Here is a 16,608-nt window from a genome sequence, read left to right on the forward strand (position 1 = left end):
ACCCCGGTCCTCACAAACCCGAAATCCCGAATCTCTACAATCTCACTCTCAAACTCTCCCACGCTCCAACCCACAAACCCCGTAACCCGCCTACTTCGCTTTACTCACATCCGTAAGAGCATTCAGAAAGGCTATAATCTGTTTGATTTCTGTTTCGGTAAGGTTTAATTTATCTGGTGCTAGGGTTTGATTTTTCATTTTTAATCCTAATCCTTCTCCTCCTCCTTCATTATAAAAATCCAGAACTTCTTCTAAAGTATTGAAAGCCCCGTTATGGAAATAAGGTTTGGTAAGGGCAATATTTCTAACCGTCACTGTTTTGAAAGAATAATCATAAATCCATGATTTTTCCTTTTTCACCGGACTGTTTCCTCTTCCTAAGTCCTGATCAAGTTCTATAGGAAGCTGTTTGATGGGTCTGGTAGTGATTCCCAGTACTTCAGATTCATTTTCATTAAAAAATGGAGGCACTAATCCGGAAAAGGTGGGTGCAAAATGACAGGTTGCACAATTGGCTTTTCCCATAAAGAGGTTGAATCCTTTTTTCACATCGTCGGAAACATTCTTTTCATTCCTCATGAAACGGTCAAAATCACTGTCAAATGAGTACAATGAAGCCACATAAGAACTTAATGCTTTTGAAAAATTCTCTTTACTGATCTTTCCATCTTTGAAAGCTGCACGGAAAGCCTTTTTATATTCAGGTTTTGTTTTTAGTTTCTGAATAATATTTTCATAGCTCGTATTGAATTCCTGCTCATTATAAATGACGTGTTCCGCCTGCTGTTCAAGGTAAAAAGCACGAAGATCATAGAAAAACCTTTTGGCAAAAACAGCATTATATAAAGACGGAGAGTTTCTCAGAACCGTTTTCCCTTCCACATTACTTTGTGATTTTGCTTTCAGATCTGTAAAGGCATTTTCCTGAAGGTGGCAAGTCGCACAACTCATTTTCCCGTTACCACTTAAGTTCTGATCGTAGAAAATGGATTTTCCAAGGTTTCGGAGTTCCGGATTATCTTCTGAGGATTTCAATAAGGTATAAAAATAAGGATCCAAAAAATCACTGCTGAAAAAATTTTTGTTTCCTACGTTCCAGCCTGAAAATTCTTTAAGATCATCCGGTCTTCCATCCCATTTCCCTAATTCTTCGTATAAAGGTTGTACATATTTTTTATAAAATTCAATCCTGTCGAAAGTTTCAAAATCGGTATTTTTTGAAAGGTAACTAATGGCTTCTGTTAAAATCTGGTCAGCCTTTTCAGTATTATAATTTTTAAAATAAAGATCATCATTGATGTATTTCTGCATTCCTGCAAGAGCATGGCTTGTTTCCTCAGAAATATTCAACGAACCCGGTGTATCAAAACCTGATACGCCAAGTGAATAGATCCTGATCAGTTCTATACGTAACGGTAATGTCTTATTATTCCCTTTACTCAGTCCATTTTTTAATGCACTTAAATAAAACCCGGCATAACTGTTATACAAAAAAGTAGTAATTGTTTTAATCTTTTCCTTTTCATTTCCTGCTTCGTCAGAAAATATAAGTTCATCCAATACCTGCAATCCTTCAGGTGGAAGTGTATATGATGATGTCCCAGCAGCTTCGATGTGAAACAAAGGTGCTGCGTTAAGGTGAGTCTTGGTAAATTCAGGATAATGATAAGCGATATAGAATTCAACTTCTTTGAATGAATTTCTTGTGCTGCTTAGTGATTTCTGCAGTTCTTTCAGAGAAATACGGTCTTCAGAGAACTTATCAACATCTGATTTCAACTGTTCAAGCTTGTTTTTAAAGTCGGACAACCCTTTATTGACAAATGTATTTTCGCTTTCTTTTCCTTTATAAACAGGATTAAAAGACATTACTGCAAATCCTATCAGAAGGACGATTACAAGCAGTGGATAAGATCTCATGAATTTTTAGCGGCAAAAGTATTCATCTGATGTTATCTCAGTTTTAATAGCAGATTAAATAATGTTTATATTTCTGGTACAATATTTTTCACTAATTTTAAACCCCGAAATCAAATTCATTATTCTAAAGAGAACGGTTCTTCGAAATACCGGAAAAATAATGGCGGGAGATTATTGGGAGAGGATTTTTTTAAATTAAATTCAACACATCAAAAAAACTAAATAGGAGTATGAAAACAAAACTATGGTTTGCTGTTATGGCAAGTTTCCTTTCTATGACGGCATTTTCCCAGAAAAAAAAGCAACAGGAAAAGCCATCCGGAAAACCACAGGAAATGGCTGTATATGCCGAGAAAAGAGGATCTGATTATTATTTGGTTCGTCTGGAAAAAGATAAAAACATTCCCAATGTCTATGTACATTCCAATGGGGTAACCAAGCCTTATAAAAATTATTCTGATCTGAAAGATATTGTTACAGAGTTCCCCGGAATGATGACTTCCAACAATTCAACAAAGGAAGAACTGATTTCTATTCTTAAAAAAGAGGATCACTTCTACGAAATCACTTCACAGAGGAAAGATCCTAAAAACATTGAAAAGACAGTTATTACTGTATATGAGGTAATGAACGGTCAGAAAAGGATAGTAGAAGAATACAACGACATCTACGAGGTTATGGCATCTCCTTATAAAGAAGCCATTATGATTAATTAAAAAAACAAAAAATATACATATTATGCTAAACAAACTTGCTGCCTCAGAACTTGTTCTGAATGAAGACGGAAGTGTATACCACCTGAATCTTTTACCTGAAGATATTGCTGACAAAATCATCCTTGTAGGTGATCCTGACAGAGTGGCAAAAGTTTCAAAGTACTTTGATACTGTAGAAATCAAAAAAAATAAAAGAGAATTCTATACCCATACAGGAACACTTCGTGGAGAAAGAATCACCGTAATGTCTACCGGTATCGGAACTGAAAACATCGATATCGTGATGAACGAACTGGATGCTTTGGTGAACATTGATCTTCAAAACAAAGAATTCAAGACTGAGCACAAGGCTCTTGAGCTTTTCCGTATGGGAACTTGTGGTAGTGTAAACCCTGATGTACAGGTAGATAATATGCTGGTTACCCAAAATGTAGTAGGTTTGGATGGATTGATGCATTTCTACCAGGACTACAATTTCGAAAATGAGTTTTCTAAGAGCTTCTTAGAAAAATTCCCTTACGAAAGAATCAAGCCGATGCTTTATTTCTCAGACTGGGCGGAAGAAATGGGAGAATACTACAAAGATGCCAAATACCACGGAAATACGGCAACATTCCCGGGATTCTATGCTCCACAGGGAAGACAGCTTCGTTTAAAGGCAGTAGATGATCAATTCTTAGAAACACTGAATGATCTTGGAATCACCAATTTCGAGATGGAAACCTCTGCGATCTATGCTCTTTCAAAATTATTAGGACACAAAGCCATTACCGTAAATAACGTTATTGCCAACAGAAGACGTGGAGAATTCTCTGCGGATCACCATGCTTCTGAGAAAAACCTTATTGAATGGGTATTGGAAAGAATTATTAAATAATTATTTTATTGATAATAAAGATAAAACCTCTGGAAACAGTTTCCGGAGGTTTTTTTATTTTTTATCCATCCAGCTTATCATTCCGTAGAATCTAAATACTGATTTTTAAAAGCTACATAGAGATTCCTACGGAATGACAAAGGTAGTAAAGGAAATTCTGTAAGTAAAATGAATCAAATATCATAAATAATTACAAATGAAACGTACTCGGATCCGGATACTGAAATACGTAATCCAGTTCTGAAACCAGCTTTGAAGACAGAACCTTCTTCCCTTTCACCTCAAATACTTCATCATCTTCAATATTTTTCTGGGCATTAATAACCTGGCTTTTTGGCGGATGAATGGGAGCTGTAACATTATATAGTTTTGATTGAATTTTCTTTTCAATCATTTCCGAAATAATCCCACTGATATCAGCATAATGAATATGATTTACAGCGTGATCCAGATTGCTCACATTATAGTTTTTCAGAAGTCTGTTATCTCCCATCAGGCCGCCAAGTCTCAGAATATTAAGCTGCGGAAACTTATTTCTAAGCATTCTTTCACCTGCTACTTTTTCCAAAGGAATATCTTCTTCTGTAAAATCCTGGGGCAGATCAGGATAAACACCTGTAGAGCTCATCAGAAACATCTGTCCTTTAAAATCCCCTATAAATGTTGACAAATTCTGAATCCTGTTATATAAAGAGCTTACACAACAACTTTTTTCATTGACAGGAATGGTAATAATTAAAACATCAGCATTCTTAATCTCAGACCATTCATTATAGGGTTCTGCCAGTTGATAGTCCGGGAAAGAAGCAAGTACAGCATGAATTCCTTTACTGTTGAGATCCTTTACTTTATTTTCTGTTGTAGTCGTTGCTGCTATGTCGTATTTTCCGGATAAGGAAGAGGCTATTCTTTCTCCCAACCAGCCACAGCCTATAATTCCTATTTTCTTCATATGTCAGAAACAGATTGTATTGTTAATATATTCTCTAAAGAAGCCATTAGCTGGGTCTTTACATCCTCACTCAGATTCATGCACTGCTGAACAGCTTTGGGAATATGTTTCGCTTTTTCTTTAAGCTTTATTCCATTTTCGGTAAGATTAATCAATACAACTCTTTCATCTTCTGCACTGCGGGTTCGGATGATCAATCCGTTTTTTTCCATACGTTTCAAAAGCGGGGTAAGTGTTCCGTTGTCAAGATGCAGATGCTCACCAATCTTTCCGATATTCATTCCGCCATGTTCCCATAAAACAGTCATGACAAGATATTGAGGATATGTAAGTAAAACTTCTTCCAGGTAAGGCTTATATAAGCCCGTGATATATCTGGAAACGGCATACATTTTAAAACATAAATGTTCGGATAATGGGGTCATCATTTTCTTTTAAGAAACAAAGATAATCCATTTATTTTGTGCACAATATTTTTGTTTAAAATATTTTTTTATTCAATTAAATAAAAAGAAACATCTTAGTTTCAGGCTGTGATTATTTTGTTATTTTAGCTCAACTAAAACCATACAACTCACTGTGAACATGAAAAACACGCCTCAAACAGGAAACAATAAACTTTCAGAACTCTCCATTGAGGAACTGACAAAAGAAGAAAAAAAACGTTCTGCTGCTCATATTTCCTTTTGTATTATTATGGGAATACTGATAGGCGCCTGCATCTATGTTACCATTAAAAAAGGGTTCAATGGTATCACTCCGCTTCCTCTGGCTTTTTCCCCTTTATACCTTATTATTAGAAAAAGCTGGCAAAATGCCCGAAAGGAACTTCAGTCCCGAAAACTTAATTGAAATTGACGGTCAATAAAAAAAGGACTTCCAGTCCGGAAGTCCTTCACACCATATCAACTATAATAAAAAACCTATTATTTAAAACTCATTGATCATCACATAAAAATGTCCGGAGTACAAACTGTTAGCTGTTCCTGAAATATTAGTGAGATTAATTGTAATACTGGAAGCAGAAGTCAACCTTGGATTCGAGATGGAAAATGAGGAATTTCCTACAAAATCTCCTGCCGGAGAAACTACGACTACAGCTCGCGTAGAGCCAGGTTGATATCCTGATGGAACGGGAATATCAATGGTTGTAGATTTTCCCGGAGGCAAATTATTAATCGAAATCCCGGGCCATGCTTCAAAGCTGATCTGACTTTTCTGAACACTACCCTTTTCGCCCAATTTAAACTGTCCGCTTACATCCAATTTTGCAGAGACATTCGGAGTTCCGGTACCAATGCCTACATTTGCATTATTATTTCCCAAAACAATGGCATTGGCCTGTGAAGTTGTAGCTCCATACCCTACTGCTGTCGAAAATTGCCCCAAAGCATTGGCTTCTGAACCTAAAGCTGTTGAATTCTGACTATTTGTTACCGCATTATATCCTAAGGCAGTTTCACTATTCGTATTCGTTTTTGCGTTGTATCCTAATGCGATGGACTGAAATCCATCTGCTGAGGAGTTGTTTCCTACTGCAACAGATTCATTACTGCCGGTCTGCGCGTGAAAACCTATGGCTGTAGACCTGAATCCTGCTGCAGTGGTTTTATTTCCTACTGCTAAGGCTTCATTTCCGGAAACTACAGTTGCATTTCCAATAGATATTCCCATAAATGCCGAACTAGCGCTTCCCAAAGCAATACCATTCTGACCGGCCACAGATCCTATTCCAAGGCTTACAGAATTGTCAACTCCCAGTTTTCCTGCTGTTAAAGCGTTGACTTTAAAGATCAGATCATCGTAGGTTTTTGTTCCTAAAGCCAACGTTGTATTCGCTCCTCCATAATTTCCAACGTTCGTACCTGTAAGATTCCAGTTTGTTCCATCTACTATTTTAGTGGGGTCACCTCCGTTTGCCAGAATTTTATTCCATTTTGATTCAAACCAGTAATAAAATCCAATATCTGTAAGGGTGGAGCTTCCGTTATTCCACACGATAAGTCCGTCCGCCGGTGAAGGTACTGTAATATTGTCTGTTGTAGCAGTTAAAGCAACACTTGGAAGCAGCACTCCTTTACTGCTGGCATTGATATGAAGCATTGCTGAAGGTGCAGGATCAGGAGTTCCTATCCCAACCTGAGCATATATAAAACAAGTAAAGAATAATAAAAGTAAAGTGTAGTCTAGTTTATAGTTTTTTTGCATTTCCTCTATTTTTAGGAGGTGCAAATATACAAATTTTTAATAAATCATTGATTTTATTGAAAAAATCATAATTAAAAACACATTATGGTGATTAAAATAAAACTTAATCACGAAACATTGAAAAATGTTTAAATATCAGCTACTTATCAAATACAGCATCCATTAGGCTTTTCAGATATCTCTAATTTTCTGCTTAATTTTTTTAATTATATAATTAGCAATAAACTTCACTAAAAAATGAATAAATATCAACGGTTATTATCTGATAAAACAACTTTTTAAATGATCGTTCACCATTCCCGTAGCTTGCATATGGGCATAAATGACGGTAGATCCAACAAATTTGAATCCTCTTTTTTTAAGTTCTCTGGAAATAAGATCAGAAATCTCTGTTGTGGCAGGAACATCAGACAGCTTTTCAGGATTGTTATCAATTGGTTTTCCATCAATAAAACCCCAGATATAGTTGGAAAAGCTTCCAAACTCCTTCTGAACTTCTATAAATTTCTGAGCATTGGTAACAGCTGACAAAATTTTAAGCCTGTTTCTGATAATTCCGGGATTATTCATCAATTCCTCAATCTTTTTGTCAGAATAAGTTGCCACTTTCTTATAATCAAAATGATCGAAAGCTCTCCTGAAATTTTCTCTTTTGGATAAAATCGTATACCAGCTCAATCCGGCCTGAAAACTCTCAAGAATCAGGAACTCAAATATTGTTTCATCATCATACACAGGTCTTCCCCACTCTTCATCATGATATTTTCTGTAGAGATCATCTTTTTCGCACCAGCCACAACGTATTTTTTCCATAATAATCAATTTTTATCACTTAAAGTTACTACTGATTTAGAAAAATATAACAAAATATTATGAAAAGTTTAACAAAGAGGTTCAGTTTTAGGAATGGTTATTGTTTAATTACTGATACCAAACTAAAATTTATACTATTATGAACAATTCAGAGTACAACAAAGCGGAAAATGCAGTAAATAATGTAGAAAATTCTTTACAGAATGCAACGGACAAAGCCAAATGGAAAATCAATGAATTGGCAGACAAGGCTAAAGATTATATCAATGAGAAAAGGAATAATGATCAGGAAGCCAGCCAGGAAGACTGGCTCGACAGGGTAAAAGCTAATGTATCCGATGCCTGGGAGGATATCAAAGATAAAGCGGATGAAGCATGGGAAAAAACCAAAGATGCGGCAGAGGATGTAAAGGCAGAATGGAATAAGAAAACCAATTAGTATTTCAGTCATATAAATATTTTCAATAAAATGGAGTCTTAAATTGATAAGGCTCCATTTTTTATTATGCCATAAGCACAATTATTGTTACATTTGTATTATAATAAACATTAAAAAATTATGTCATACGGTTTACTTAAAGGCAAAAAGGGAATTATTTTTGGAGCCCTTAATGAACAATCTATCGCATGGAAAGTTGCTGAAAGATGCCATGAGGAAGGTGCTGAATTCATTTTATCTAACGCTCCTATTGCTTTGAGAATGGGAGAACTTAATGGTTTAGCAGAAAAAACAGGTTCTGAAGTAATAGGTGCTGATGCTACTTCTATAGAAGATCTTGAAAAACTTTTTGATGCCGCTGTTGCAAAATTTGGAAAAATCGACTTTATCCTTCACTCTATCGGAATGTCTATCAACGTAAGAAAAGGAAAACACTATACAGAAATGAATTACGACTGGTTGGAAAAAGGCTGGGATATTTCCGCTGTTTCTTTCCATAAAGTAATGCGTGTAGCTTGGGAAAAAGACTGTATGAATGAATGGGGAAGTATTTTGGCCCTTACTTATATTGCAGCTCAGAGAACATTCCCAGACTACAATGATATGTCTGATAACAAAGCGTATCTGGAAAGTATCGCAAGAACTTTCGGAAACTATTGGGGAGAAAGAAAAGTACGTGTAAATACGGTTTCTCAGTCTCCAACAATGACTACTGCCGGTAGTGGAGTGAAAGGTTTCGGAGGATTCCTTGGATATGCTGAAGATATGTCTCCACTAGGAAACGCTACAGCTCTTGAATGTGCAGATTACTGTGTAACTTTATTCTCTGATCTTACTAAAAAAGTAACCATGCAAAATCTTTTCCATGATGGAGGTTTCAGCAGCTCAGGGGTTACTCAGAAAGTGATCAGTAAATATGACGCTGAATAATAACGAACTAACAAAGTTCCGTTCAAAATAAATAAAACCCATGAATTGTTTCATGGGTTTTTTGTTTTTATCATGCTGATATTCATCATTCACAAATAAAACCGGCGACCTCTTCGAGGTCGCCGGATCTGTCAAAAATAATATTAAATTAATATGAAATTATAAAATTACGGTCTGTATAGAGTGTGCAGGAGCATTCAGCTTTGCAGCCATTCCTTCTATCCAAAGATTGGTTTCAATATCATTGTCTGAATCGTTCATGATAACGGTTACCAGCTGTCCGTTTTCGTTCATAAAAGCAGAAGATGTAAGGGCTGCTCTGTTGGAAGAACTTCCGATTCTCTGGGCATTCGGTTTGATATATTTTGAAACATGTCCTATATAATAGTATTCATAAGTATAGAACACCTCTCCTGTTTTGGTATCAGCAATAATTGGGGCAAAGCAGAAGTTTCCTTTGTGATTAGGCCCTCCGGTTTCATCCAATAAAATATTCCAGTCAGTCCATAAAGCATTTCCTTTATTGAAGTCGTTCAGCATATTTTTGCTGTACAGCTCTCCCAGGCTTACATCATAGATTTTATCCATGTTGAACTGTTCTTTACATCCTTCGGTAAAAGCAAGAAATTTATCAGGAAAAGCCCTGTGGGTTTCTGCTAAATTGTCAAAAAGCTGAGTTTTGTTATTCCATGTTTCATACCAGTGATAACCAATACCATGGGCGTATTTTGAGGTTTCCGGATCACTTAAAGTAGTCGTTGCTCTCTGATAAATCAAGTCTCTGTTATGATCCCAGATCATTACTTTTTTATCTTTATATCCGTTTTTCCAAAGGGTTGGACCGAGGTTCTTTTTCAGGAACTCTCCTTCTTCTTCAGCAGTATAAATACATGATTCCCAGCTTTGCGTGGCCATTGGCTCGTTCTGGACAGTCAATCCCCAGATATTAATACCTCTTTTTTCATATTCCTTAATGAATTTGATATAGTAATCTGCCCACGTCTGGTAATACTGATTTTCCAGTCTTCCTCCTTTGTATAAACTTTGGTTTGATTTCATCCATGCCGGTGGACTCCACGGAGAGAAATAGAAGGTAAAATTATTCCCGATCGCTTTCTGAGCTTCTTTAATCATCGGAATTTTATACTTCTCATCATGAGCAACGTTAAAAGTCTTTAGAGAAGTATCATTATCCTCTACATAGGTATAAGAATCACTGGAAAAGTCACAGGAATTCATATTGGTACGAACTACTGTGTAACCCAATCCGTTTTTTCCAAAATAAGCATTCAGAATTTCTTTCTGCTTGTTTTTTGGCATTTTATAAAAAGTTTCTGCTGAGGCGTCTGTAATAGCACCTCCTATTCCTATTAGTTTCTGATACTTAAAATGGGGAGCCACAAAAATACAGGCATCCGTTTCTTTAGGCTGCCCGAACTGCTCAAATGTAACTGCTCCTTTATCCACCATTTTCTCATTCACCTTCGAATTGGTAAGAATTACTTTAGCTGTTTTTCCTGCATTTTTTTTCCAATAATTCTGCGCATTGACATTGAAGGCAACGCCTACTACAAAACAACTTACAATTAGTTTTCTCATGATTTTTTCTGTTTCCGGACTCATTGGTCCTCATTTTCATTATTTATTTTGATAGACTCTTACGTAATCTATGTAATACTTCTGTGGAAAAACCGCATCATCAATACCTTCTTTTCCGCCCCAGAACCCTCCTACTGCGAGATTTAAAATGATAAAATAAGGTCTGTCAAAAGGCCATGCTTCATTATTTTTCTCTTTATTCTCGTAGGTGAAAAATTTCTTATCATCGATATAGACATCGATTTTTTCGGGAGTCCAGTCTGCTTTATAGATATGAAACTTTTCGCTGGCATCCTTTACAAACAGTGTATCTGTTTTCTGCGTTCCCTGGATATGATTATATTTTTTGGTATGAACGGAAGCATGGATATAGCCCTGGTTATAGCCCACATGCTCCATGATATCCAGTTCACCGTCGTCCGGCCATTTCTTCATATTTTCGCTCATCATCCAGATGGCAGGCCAGGCTCCACGTCCTTTAGGAAGTTTTGCCCTGACTTCTACTGTACCATATTGAAAAGCAAATTTCCCTTTGGTTAAAAGTCTTGCAGAAGTATACTTACTGTTTTCCCGATTTTCTTTTCTGGCTTCAATGATGAGATTTCCTTTTTCCATTCTGGCATTTTCAAGCCTGTTTTTGGTGTAAAACTGAGCTTCTTCATTTCCAAAACCACTTCCTCCGGTATCATAATTCCATTTTAATGAATCCGGAAGTCCTTTGCCATTAAATTCATCACTCCAAATCAGTGTCCTGCGGGAATCTGGCTTGTTTGAAGCACAGTTGAATACAGAAAGGGCGAAAGCTCCTGCTGCACAAATTCTGATGAGATTTTTAGCCTTGAGATTCATATGTATTAGATTTTAAGTTTTGGCTAAAGCCATTTTTCTGACGTTTTAATGAGCGGGTTTCCTTCGTCTCTGCTCAGGATTATAGCCCGCTTCCATTGAATTCAATTTATTTCGTCCAGGTGATTCTTTTGGTCTGAACATGTTGCGAATCAGTTCCTATCATAATGTCAAATTCTCCGCTTTCCCAATCAAAATTCAGATTGTCATCAAAGAATTTCAAATCTTCCGGTGTCAATTTGAAATCGATCTTCTTACTTTCTCCTTTTTTGATAAATATTTTCTGGAAACCTTTCAGTTCTTTTACGGGTCTTACTACCTTTCCAAAAAGATCTCTGATATAAAGCTGTACCACTTCTTCCCCGTCATATTTCCCTGTATTGGAAACAGTAACACTGATGTTCAGCGTCTGATTTCCTGTAAGACTTGTGGAGCTTAGAACCATGTCAGAATATTTGAAATCTGTATAACTTAAACCATATCCAAACGGGTATTTTGGATCATTATCAAGATCTATATAGGCTGAAACATAGTTTCTGTCTGTATTATTTTTTGCGGGTCTTCCTGTATTATAATGATTGTAGTATACAGGAATCTGACCTTCTGTTCTCGGAAACGTCATTGGAAGTTTCCCTCCTGGATTCACAGTACCAAACATAACATCTGCAATAGAATTTCCGGCTTCTGTTCCCAACCACCATGTATACATAATGGCAGGAATATTATCTGATGCCCAGTTGAAAATCAGAGGTCTTCCGGCATTAATCATCAGAATAATAGGTTTCCCTGTTTTCGCAATTTCTTTTAACAAATCTTCCTGAACACCTGTAAATCCTATAGTACTTCTGCTTTTCGCTTCTCCACTCATCGCATGGCCTTCTCCCAGCGTCATGATAACAACATCAGCTTTTCTTGCAGTTTCTATAGCTTCAGCAAACTGGCTTTTATCCTGATCATCCACATTACAGCCTTTGGCATATAATAAAGTGGAGTTTTTATCCAGCTGGTTTTTAATTCCGTCAAATTGTGAAATGATTCTTTGATTATCATCTTTAAACGCAACAGACCAGAAACCATGATTGGCTACTGTTTCTTTACCGAAAGGGCCAATCAGAGCCACTGTTTTTGTAGTTTTTGAAAGGGGAAGAATATTTCCCTGGTTTTTAAGAAGAACGATACTTTTTGAACCGAATTCTCTCCCAAATTTTCTGTTTTCCTGATTATCGGTCTGCTCTTTTTGTCTTTTCTCATTACTGAACCTGTAAGGATCATCGAAAAGCCCCATTTCAAATTTCTTGGTTAAAATTCTTCCCGTTGCATCATCTACCAGTTTGGGATCTACTTTTCCTTCTTTAACCAGTTTTGGAAGTTCTGCCATATAGACGCGGCTTTCCATATCCATATCGCTTCCACCCTGTATTGCTTTTTCAGCGGCTTCGGCACCATCTTTAGCATAACCGTGAGGCACCATTTCTCCGATGCTTCCCCAGTCTGATACTACAAAACCTTTATAATTCCATTTTCCTTTTAAAAGGTTTCTCTGAATATATTGATTGGCTGTTGCAGGAATTCCGTTAATATCATTGAAAGAATTCATGAAAGTAGCCACTCCTGCTTCTGCTGCCGCTTTGAATGGTGGAAGATAAGTTTCGTTAAGCTGTCTGAGACTCATATCTACAGAATTGTAATCTCTTCCGCCTACAGCGGCTCCGTAGGCTGCAAAGTGTTTTGCACAGGCCATTACCGCGTCAAGACTTCCCAGACCTCTCCCTTGAAATCCTTTGATTCTGGCTAAACCAATTTTTGTTCCCAGATAAGTATCTTCTCCTGAACCTTCCATTACTCTTCCCCATCTCGGATCTCTGGCAATATCCACCATGGGTGCAAACGTCCAGTGAATACCGTAAGCTGCGGCTTCCGTTGCTGCAATCCTTTCTGACTTTTCTATCATAGCCAGATCCCAACTTGCCGCCTGTCCAAGATTGACAGGGAATGTGGTACGATAGCCATGGATAACGTCCTGCCCAAACAATAAAGGGATTTTCAGCCTTGACTGCATAGCCAGTTTTTGAAAAGCTCTGGTTTCTTCAGACCCTGCAACATTGAGCATGGAACCTACTTTTCCTTTTTTAATTTCTTCTAAAACAGCAGCTGAATTGGAGTGCTGCGGTCCTGTGGCATATTCAAAACCACTGTACTGAACCATTTGTCCTACTTTCTCTTCCAAAGTCATTTTAGACAGTAGCTCTGCTACTTTCTGATCAATGGTCTTTTGTCCGTAAGCATTCAATCCCAATGCAGAAAATGCCAGTAAGAAATAAACTCTTTTCATAGTATCAAATTAAAAAATATAGGTTGCTGTAGAACGTCCTGAAATTGTTACTGCAGCGGTTTTGCCGGCAAATTTAATATTAAAATTCTCATCTGCCTGATTATCGTTCTGCACAATTAAAACTATTTTCCCAAATTGAGTCTTAAAAGCCGCCGTTGAAAGTTGATCCGTCTGTGTGGAAGCGATCCGTTGAGAACCTGCAGGGATAAATTTTGAAGCATGTGCAATAATATAATAGGAAACATTCCTGGTGAAATTCTCGCTGTCGGAAACGGTTATAGCTCCTTTACATTCTGTACATCCGCCAGCTGTATGAGGGGCAAATTTCGGATCATTGGCAAGATTCCATTCAAGAGCTGTTTTGCTCCAGTTTCTCATAGAGCCTATGATTACATTTTTTGTATGCCAGTTCAGATCTTCGGTAAAAGTTCCTTTTGAACCTGTCCACTGCTCAGTAAAATATAAGTTTTTATCAGGGAAAGCATCATGTACTGTACTTAAAGCTGAAATATCTCCTTCGTACAGATGAAAAGCAGATCCATCTATATACTGATTGGCATCAGAATCTTTTAAAATATCAATCGCATATTCAGGTTTGTTGCAATTATGATCATACACAACAATTTTGGTGGTGATTCCATTGGCTTTAAAAACCGGACCAAGATGGTTCTTAATAAAATCTCCCTGTTGCTCAGACGGCATATACAAACTTGGATTATTTCCGGGATGTAAAGGTTCATTCTGAGGAGTTACAACATCAATGGTGATTCCTTCTTCCTTCATGCCCTGAATGTATTTTACAAAATATTGCGCATACGTTCCATAGAATTCAGGTTTTAAGCTTCCTCCTTTTGATTTTCCGTTGTCTTTCATCCAAACCGGAGGAGACCACGGTGCTGCAATGATTTTAATGGAAGGATTAATCGTTAAAATTTCTTTCAATATCGCAATCAGATTTCTATCTTTTGCCAGACTGAACTTTGAAAGTGAAGCATCAGTCTGTCCTTCAGGAAGATCATCGTATGAAAACACTTCACCATCAAGATCGGAAGCTCCTATACTTAGTCTTAAATAACTGATAGAAATTGAGTTTTTGCCATTTCCAAAAAGTTCTTTAAGCAGCGCTTTTCTTTTGGAAGGTGACAACCGGTTGATTACCTCAACGCTTCCTCCTGTTAATGTATATCCAAAGCCGTCAACATATTGAAACTTTTGAGTGTCATCAATTTCAATATTCTGAAAGCTGTTGGTATTATTTACAAATGTAACGGAAGTCTGCTGCTGTAATTTTACGCTTGCATCACCTTTTGTAAGCCAGTACTGCACTTCGTTTCCTTTATTGGAAGCCACTGAGGTACATGATAAAGGAAAAAGGGCCACACCACTAAGTAGTGCGGCACCTCTAAAGAAACTATATAAGTTGTGAAACTTCATGTGTTAGTAACCAGGATTTTGTTTTAAAGCTGTATTTGTTAATTCATTAAATGGAATAGGCAAAATTTCGTTCTTGCCCGTTTTAAATCCTCTGGCTCCAAGTTTTGCGGGAGCATCGCCCCATCTCACAAGGTCAAACCATCTGTGTCCTTCTCCTGCAAGCTCTCTTCTTCTTTCATCTTTAATAGCCTGCAAAGAAACAGGAACTGATGCTAATCCAACTCTTGCTCTTACTGCATCTAACAAAGCCTGAGCTCTTGCTCCTCCACCTCCTAAAGCTTCTGCTTCCATCAGATAAGTATCAGCTAATCTTATAGCGATATAATTTTGACGGAAATTTAGTTCTGTAGGACCTGGAAGATTAGATTTGTCTGCATTTCTTGGTAAATATTTATTTAAAAAATATCCTGTATCCTTATATCCTGGTGAATACGTAATTTTACCTTCATTCTTGAATTTTTTACCATTGAAGATTGTAGCATCCAAACGAGGGTCTCCTTGCATAAAATTAAACAAATCGTCAGTAACCGGATTAAATCCCCAGCTCGCATAAAGGTCGGGAGCATCATTATTAGGTACATTGGCAACACGTCCGTAAGATTTAATACCTAGCATTACATTTACAGAGTTACCTTCATCCTTACCTGAGCCCCAGAATGACCAATCAGCATTACTTACATTGGTATGCATTACTTCAAGAACTGCTTCTGTAGTGAATTTATTATCAACCTTCCATAAGTCGGCAAAGTTGTTGACTAATTTATACCCATACTGACTTGTTTGCCCTGGTGTACCATTAACCATTTCAAATTGAGCAGCGGCTTCAGTATTCTTTTTATCATATAAATAGATCTTACCTAAAATGGCTCTTGCAGTCCCCTGTGTAATTCTTCCTTTTTCACTTGCTCCGGATGGCATCAACATCAGATCAGGTATAGCAGAAACAATATCAGATTCTATCTGAGCATATACTTTTGCAGGATCTTCCTGAGGAATATTATAGAAATCATCAGTGGCCAAAACAGGTTTCAGAATAAGAGGAATATTTTTGAACATTCTTAATAATTCAAAATAGTATAATGCTCTTAGGACTTTGGCTTCTGCAATAAATCTTTTTCTGGTCTGATCATTCATCGTTGCACTTGGAATCCTGTCTAATAAAAGGTTGGCCTTTGCAATTCCCTGATAATAATCTTTCCAGTAGCTGGCAGGCATAATAATAGGATTAATGGAATAATTGGAAAATCCTTGAATACCCGCACCATCTGAAGAATTTCCACCTCCGGAATAGAAATCATCAGAGGCTCCGTTAAAGAAAGTCACCATGTTTTCAAATCCTCCAGCATATTTTCTCAGCATATCATAAGTAGCGACCAAACCACTGAATGCCTGTTCTTCATTTTTAAAATAGTTACCTGAATCAAAAGTTCCTGTATTCTTTACATCTTCCAGGTTTCCTTTATCACAGGACACGGCACCAAAACTTATACCTGTTAATAATAAAACAGCTACACTTTTATATATAAATCTTTTATTTTTCAT

Annotated in this window: 15 protein-coding genes; 5 read left to right on the plus strand and 10 right to left on the minus strand. The window is 37.0% G+C overall.

The annotated features are described in order from the left end of the window. Positions 1-90: 90 nt before the first annotated feature. Entirely contained in the window at positions 91-1,920 is a 1,830-nt protein-coding gene (locus REB14_RS19795; RefSeq protein ID WP_309523057.1) for a cytochrome-c peroxidase, read from the minus strand. 230 nt (positions 1,921-2,150) lie between these two features. On the opposite strand from REB14_RS19795, the gene REB14_RS19800 reads away from it, so the two are divergent. Next, positions 2,151-2,636, plus strand: a complete 486-nt coding sequence (locus REB14_RS19800; RefSeq protein WP_309523058.1) for a hypothetical protein — start codon at positions 2,151-2,153, stop codon at positions 2,634-2,636. Positions 2,637-2,658: 22 nt separating this feature from the next. Then, entirely contained in the window at positions 2,659-3,513 is an 855-nt protein-coding gene (locus REB14_RS19805; RefSeq protein WP_034696753.1) for a nucleoside phosphorylase, read from the plus strand. Positions 3,514-3,703: 190 nt separating this feature from the next. On the opposite strand, the gene REB14_RS19810 is transcribed toward REB14_RS19805, so the two are convergent. Both REB14_RS19810 and REB14_RS19815 read right to left on the minus strand, forming a co-directional pair. Continuing rightward, on the minus strand, positions 3,704-4,465 hold the full coding sequence (locus tag REB14_RS19810) for an NAD-binding protein (protein ID WP_309523059.1): 762 nt from the start codon (positions 4,463-4,465) through the stop codon (positions 3,704-3,706). Continuing rightward, positions 4,462-4,893: a MarR family winged helix-turn-helix transcriptional regulator gene (locus tag REB14_RS19815; RefSeq protein ID WP_309523060.1), complete on the minus strand. Its 432-nt coding sequence runs from the start codon at positions 4,891-4,893 to the stop codon at positions 4,462-4,464. Before REB14_RS19815 ends, REB14_RS19810 begins: the two co-directional genes overlap by 4 nt. 157 nt (positions 4,894-5,050) lie before the next feature. Between REB14_RS19815 and REB14_RS19820 the strand changes: the two genes are divergently transcribed. Further along, a complete protein-coding gene (locus REB14_RS19820; protein ID WP_079241425.1) occupies positions 5,051-5,317 on the plus strand; it encodes a hypothetical protein in 267 nt (88 codons plus the stop codon). A 78-nt stretch (positions 5,318-5,395) separates the two neighbouring features. On the opposite strand, the gene REB14_RS19825 is transcribed toward REB14_RS19820, so the two are convergent. Continuing rightward, positions 5,396-6,673, minus strand: a complete 1,278-nt coding sequence (locus tag REB14_RS19825; protein WP_309523061.1) for a hypothetical protein — start codon at positions 6,671-6,673, stop codon at positions 5,396-5,398. Between the two features lie 258 nt (positions 6,674-6,931). Further along, a complete protein-coding gene (locus REB14_RS19830; protein ID WP_309523062.1) occupies positions 6,932-7,486 on the minus strand; it encodes a DNA-3-methyladenine glycosylase I in 555 nt (184 codons plus the stop codon). 139 nt (positions 7,487-7,625) lie between these two features. Here REB14_RS19830 and REB14_RS19835 point away from each other — a divergent pair, with 139 nt between their 5' ends. Then, on the plus strand, positions 7,626-7,925 hold the full coding sequence (locus REB14_RS19835; RefSeq protein ID WP_034697596.1) for a DUF883 domain-containing protein: 300 nt from the start codon (positions 7,626-7,628) through the stop codon (positions 7,923-7,925). A gap of 120 nt (positions 7,926-8,045) precedes the next feature. Beyond that, positions 8,046-8,855, plus strand: coding sequence for an enoyl-ACP reductase FabI (locus tag REB14_RS19840; RefSeq protein WP_034697597.1), 810 nt, complete (start codon positions 8,046-8,048; stop codon positions 8,853-8,855). 159 nt (positions 8,856-9,014) lie between these two features. On the opposite strand, the gene REB14_RS19845 is transcribed toward REB14_RS19840, so the two are convergent. The 5 genes from REB14_RS19845 to REB14_RS19865 form a co-directional block, all read right to left on the minus strand. Further along, entirely contained in the window at positions 9,015-10,454 is a 1,440-nt protein-coding gene (locus REB14_RS19845) for a glycoside hydrolase family 30 protein (RefSeq protein WP_309523063.1), read from the minus strand. Between the two features lie 39 nt (positions 10,455-10,493). Continuing rightward, on the minus strand, positions 10,494-11,303 hold the full coding sequence (locus tag REB14_RS19850) for a glycoside hydrolase family 16 protein (RefSeq protein WP_309523064.1): 810 nt from the start codon (positions 11,301-11,303) through the stop codon (positions 10,494-10,496). Between the two features lie 106 nt (positions 11,304-11,409). Further along, positions 11,410-13,632 carry a beta-glucosidase BglX gene (gene bglX, locus REB14_RS19855; RefSeq protein WP_309523065.1) on the minus strand — a complete coding sequence of 741 codons (2,223 nt, stop codon included), beginning with the start codon at positions 13,630-13,632 and terminating at the stop codon, positions 11,410-11,412. 9 nt (positions 13,633-13,641) lie between these two features. After that, positions 13,642-15,066: a glycoside hydrolase family 30 protein gene (locus tag REB14_RS19860; protein ID WP_309523066.1), complete on the minus strand. Its 1,425-nt coding sequence runs from the start codon at positions 15,064-15,066 to the stop codon at positions 13,642-13,644. A 3-nt stretch (positions 15,067-15,069) separates the two neighbouring features. Then, the gene (locus REB14_RS19865) at positions 15,070-16,608 is read right to left on the minus strand and encodes a RagB/SusD family nutrient uptake outer membrane protein (protein WP_309523067.1); all 1,539 of its coding nucleotides are present in this window, start codon (positions 16,606-16,608) and stop codon (positions 15,070-15,072) included.

The organism is Chryseobacterium metallicongregator (assembly GCF_031324065.1).
Classification (GTDB): domain Bacteria; phylum Bacteroidota; class Bacteroidia; order Flavobacteriales; family Weeksellaceae; genus Chryseobacterium; species Chryseobacterium metallicongregator.

What these genes read in the sequence shown, in the direction of transcription:
- REB14_RS19795 (WP_309523057.1), bottom strand. Translation starts at nt 1,920, where the DNA reads ATGAGATCTTATCCACTGCTTGTAATCGTCCTTCTGATAGGATTTGCA.
- REB14_RS19800 (WP_309523058.1), top strand. Translation starts at nt 2,151, where the DNA reads ATGAAAACAAAACTATGGTTTGCTGTTATGGCAAGTTTCCTTTCTATG.
- REB14_RS19805 (WP_034696753.1), top strand. Translation starts at nt 2,659, where the DNA reads ATGCTAAACAAACTTGCTGCCTCAGAACTTGTTCTGAATGAAGACGGA.
- REB14_RS19810 (WP_309523059.1), bottom strand. Translation starts at nt 4,465, where the DNA reads ATGAAGAAAATAGGAATTATAGGCTGTGGCTGGTTGGGAGAAAGAATA.
- REB14_RS19815 (WP_309523060.1), bottom strand. Translation starts at nt 4,893, where the DNA reads ATGATGACCCCATTATCCGAACATTTATGTTTTAAAATGTATGCCGTT.
- REB14_RS19820 (WP_079241425.1), top strand. Translation starts at nt 5,051, where the DNA reads ATGAAAAACACGCCTCAAACAGGAAACAATAAACTTTCAGAACTCTCC.
- REB14_RS19825 (WP_309523061.1), bottom strand. Translation starts at nt 6,673, where the DNA reads ATGCAAAAAAACTATAAACTAGACTACACTTTACTTTTATTATTCTTT.
- REB14_RS19830 (WP_309523062.1), bottom strand. Translation starts at nt 7,486, where the DNA reads ATGGAAAAAATACGTTGTGGCTGGTGCGAAAAAGATGATCTCTACAGA.
- REB14_RS19835 (WP_034697596.1), top strand. Translation starts at nt 7,626, where the DNA reads ATGAACAATTCAGAGTACAACAAAGCGGAAAATGCAGTAAATAATGTA.
- REB14_RS19840 (WP_034697597.1), top strand. Translation starts at nt 8,046, where the DNA reads ATGTCATACGGTTTACTTAAAGGCAAAAAGGGAATTATTTTTGGAGCC.
- REB14_RS19845 (WP_309523063.1), bottom strand. Translation starts at nt 10,454, where the DNA reads ATGAGAAAACTAATTGTAAGTTGTTTTGTAGTAGGCGTTGCCTTCAAT.
- REB14_RS19850 (WP_309523064.1), bottom strand. Translation starts at nt 11,303, where the DNA reads ATGAATCTCAAGGCTAAAAATCTCATCAGAATTTGTGCAGCAGGAGCT.
- bglX (WP_309523065.1), bottom strand. Translation starts at nt 13,632, where the DNA reads ATGAAAAGAGTTTATTTCTTACTGGCATTTTCTGCATTGGGATTGAAT.
- REB14_RS19860 (WP_309523066.1), bottom strand. Translation starts at nt 15,066, where the DNA reads ATGAAGTTTCACAACTTATATAGTTTCTTTAGAGGTGCCGCACTACTT.
- REB14_RS19865 (WP_309523067.1), bottom strand. Translation starts at nt 16,608, where the DNA reads ATGAAAAATAAAAGATTTATATATAAAAGTGTAGCTGTTTTATTATTA.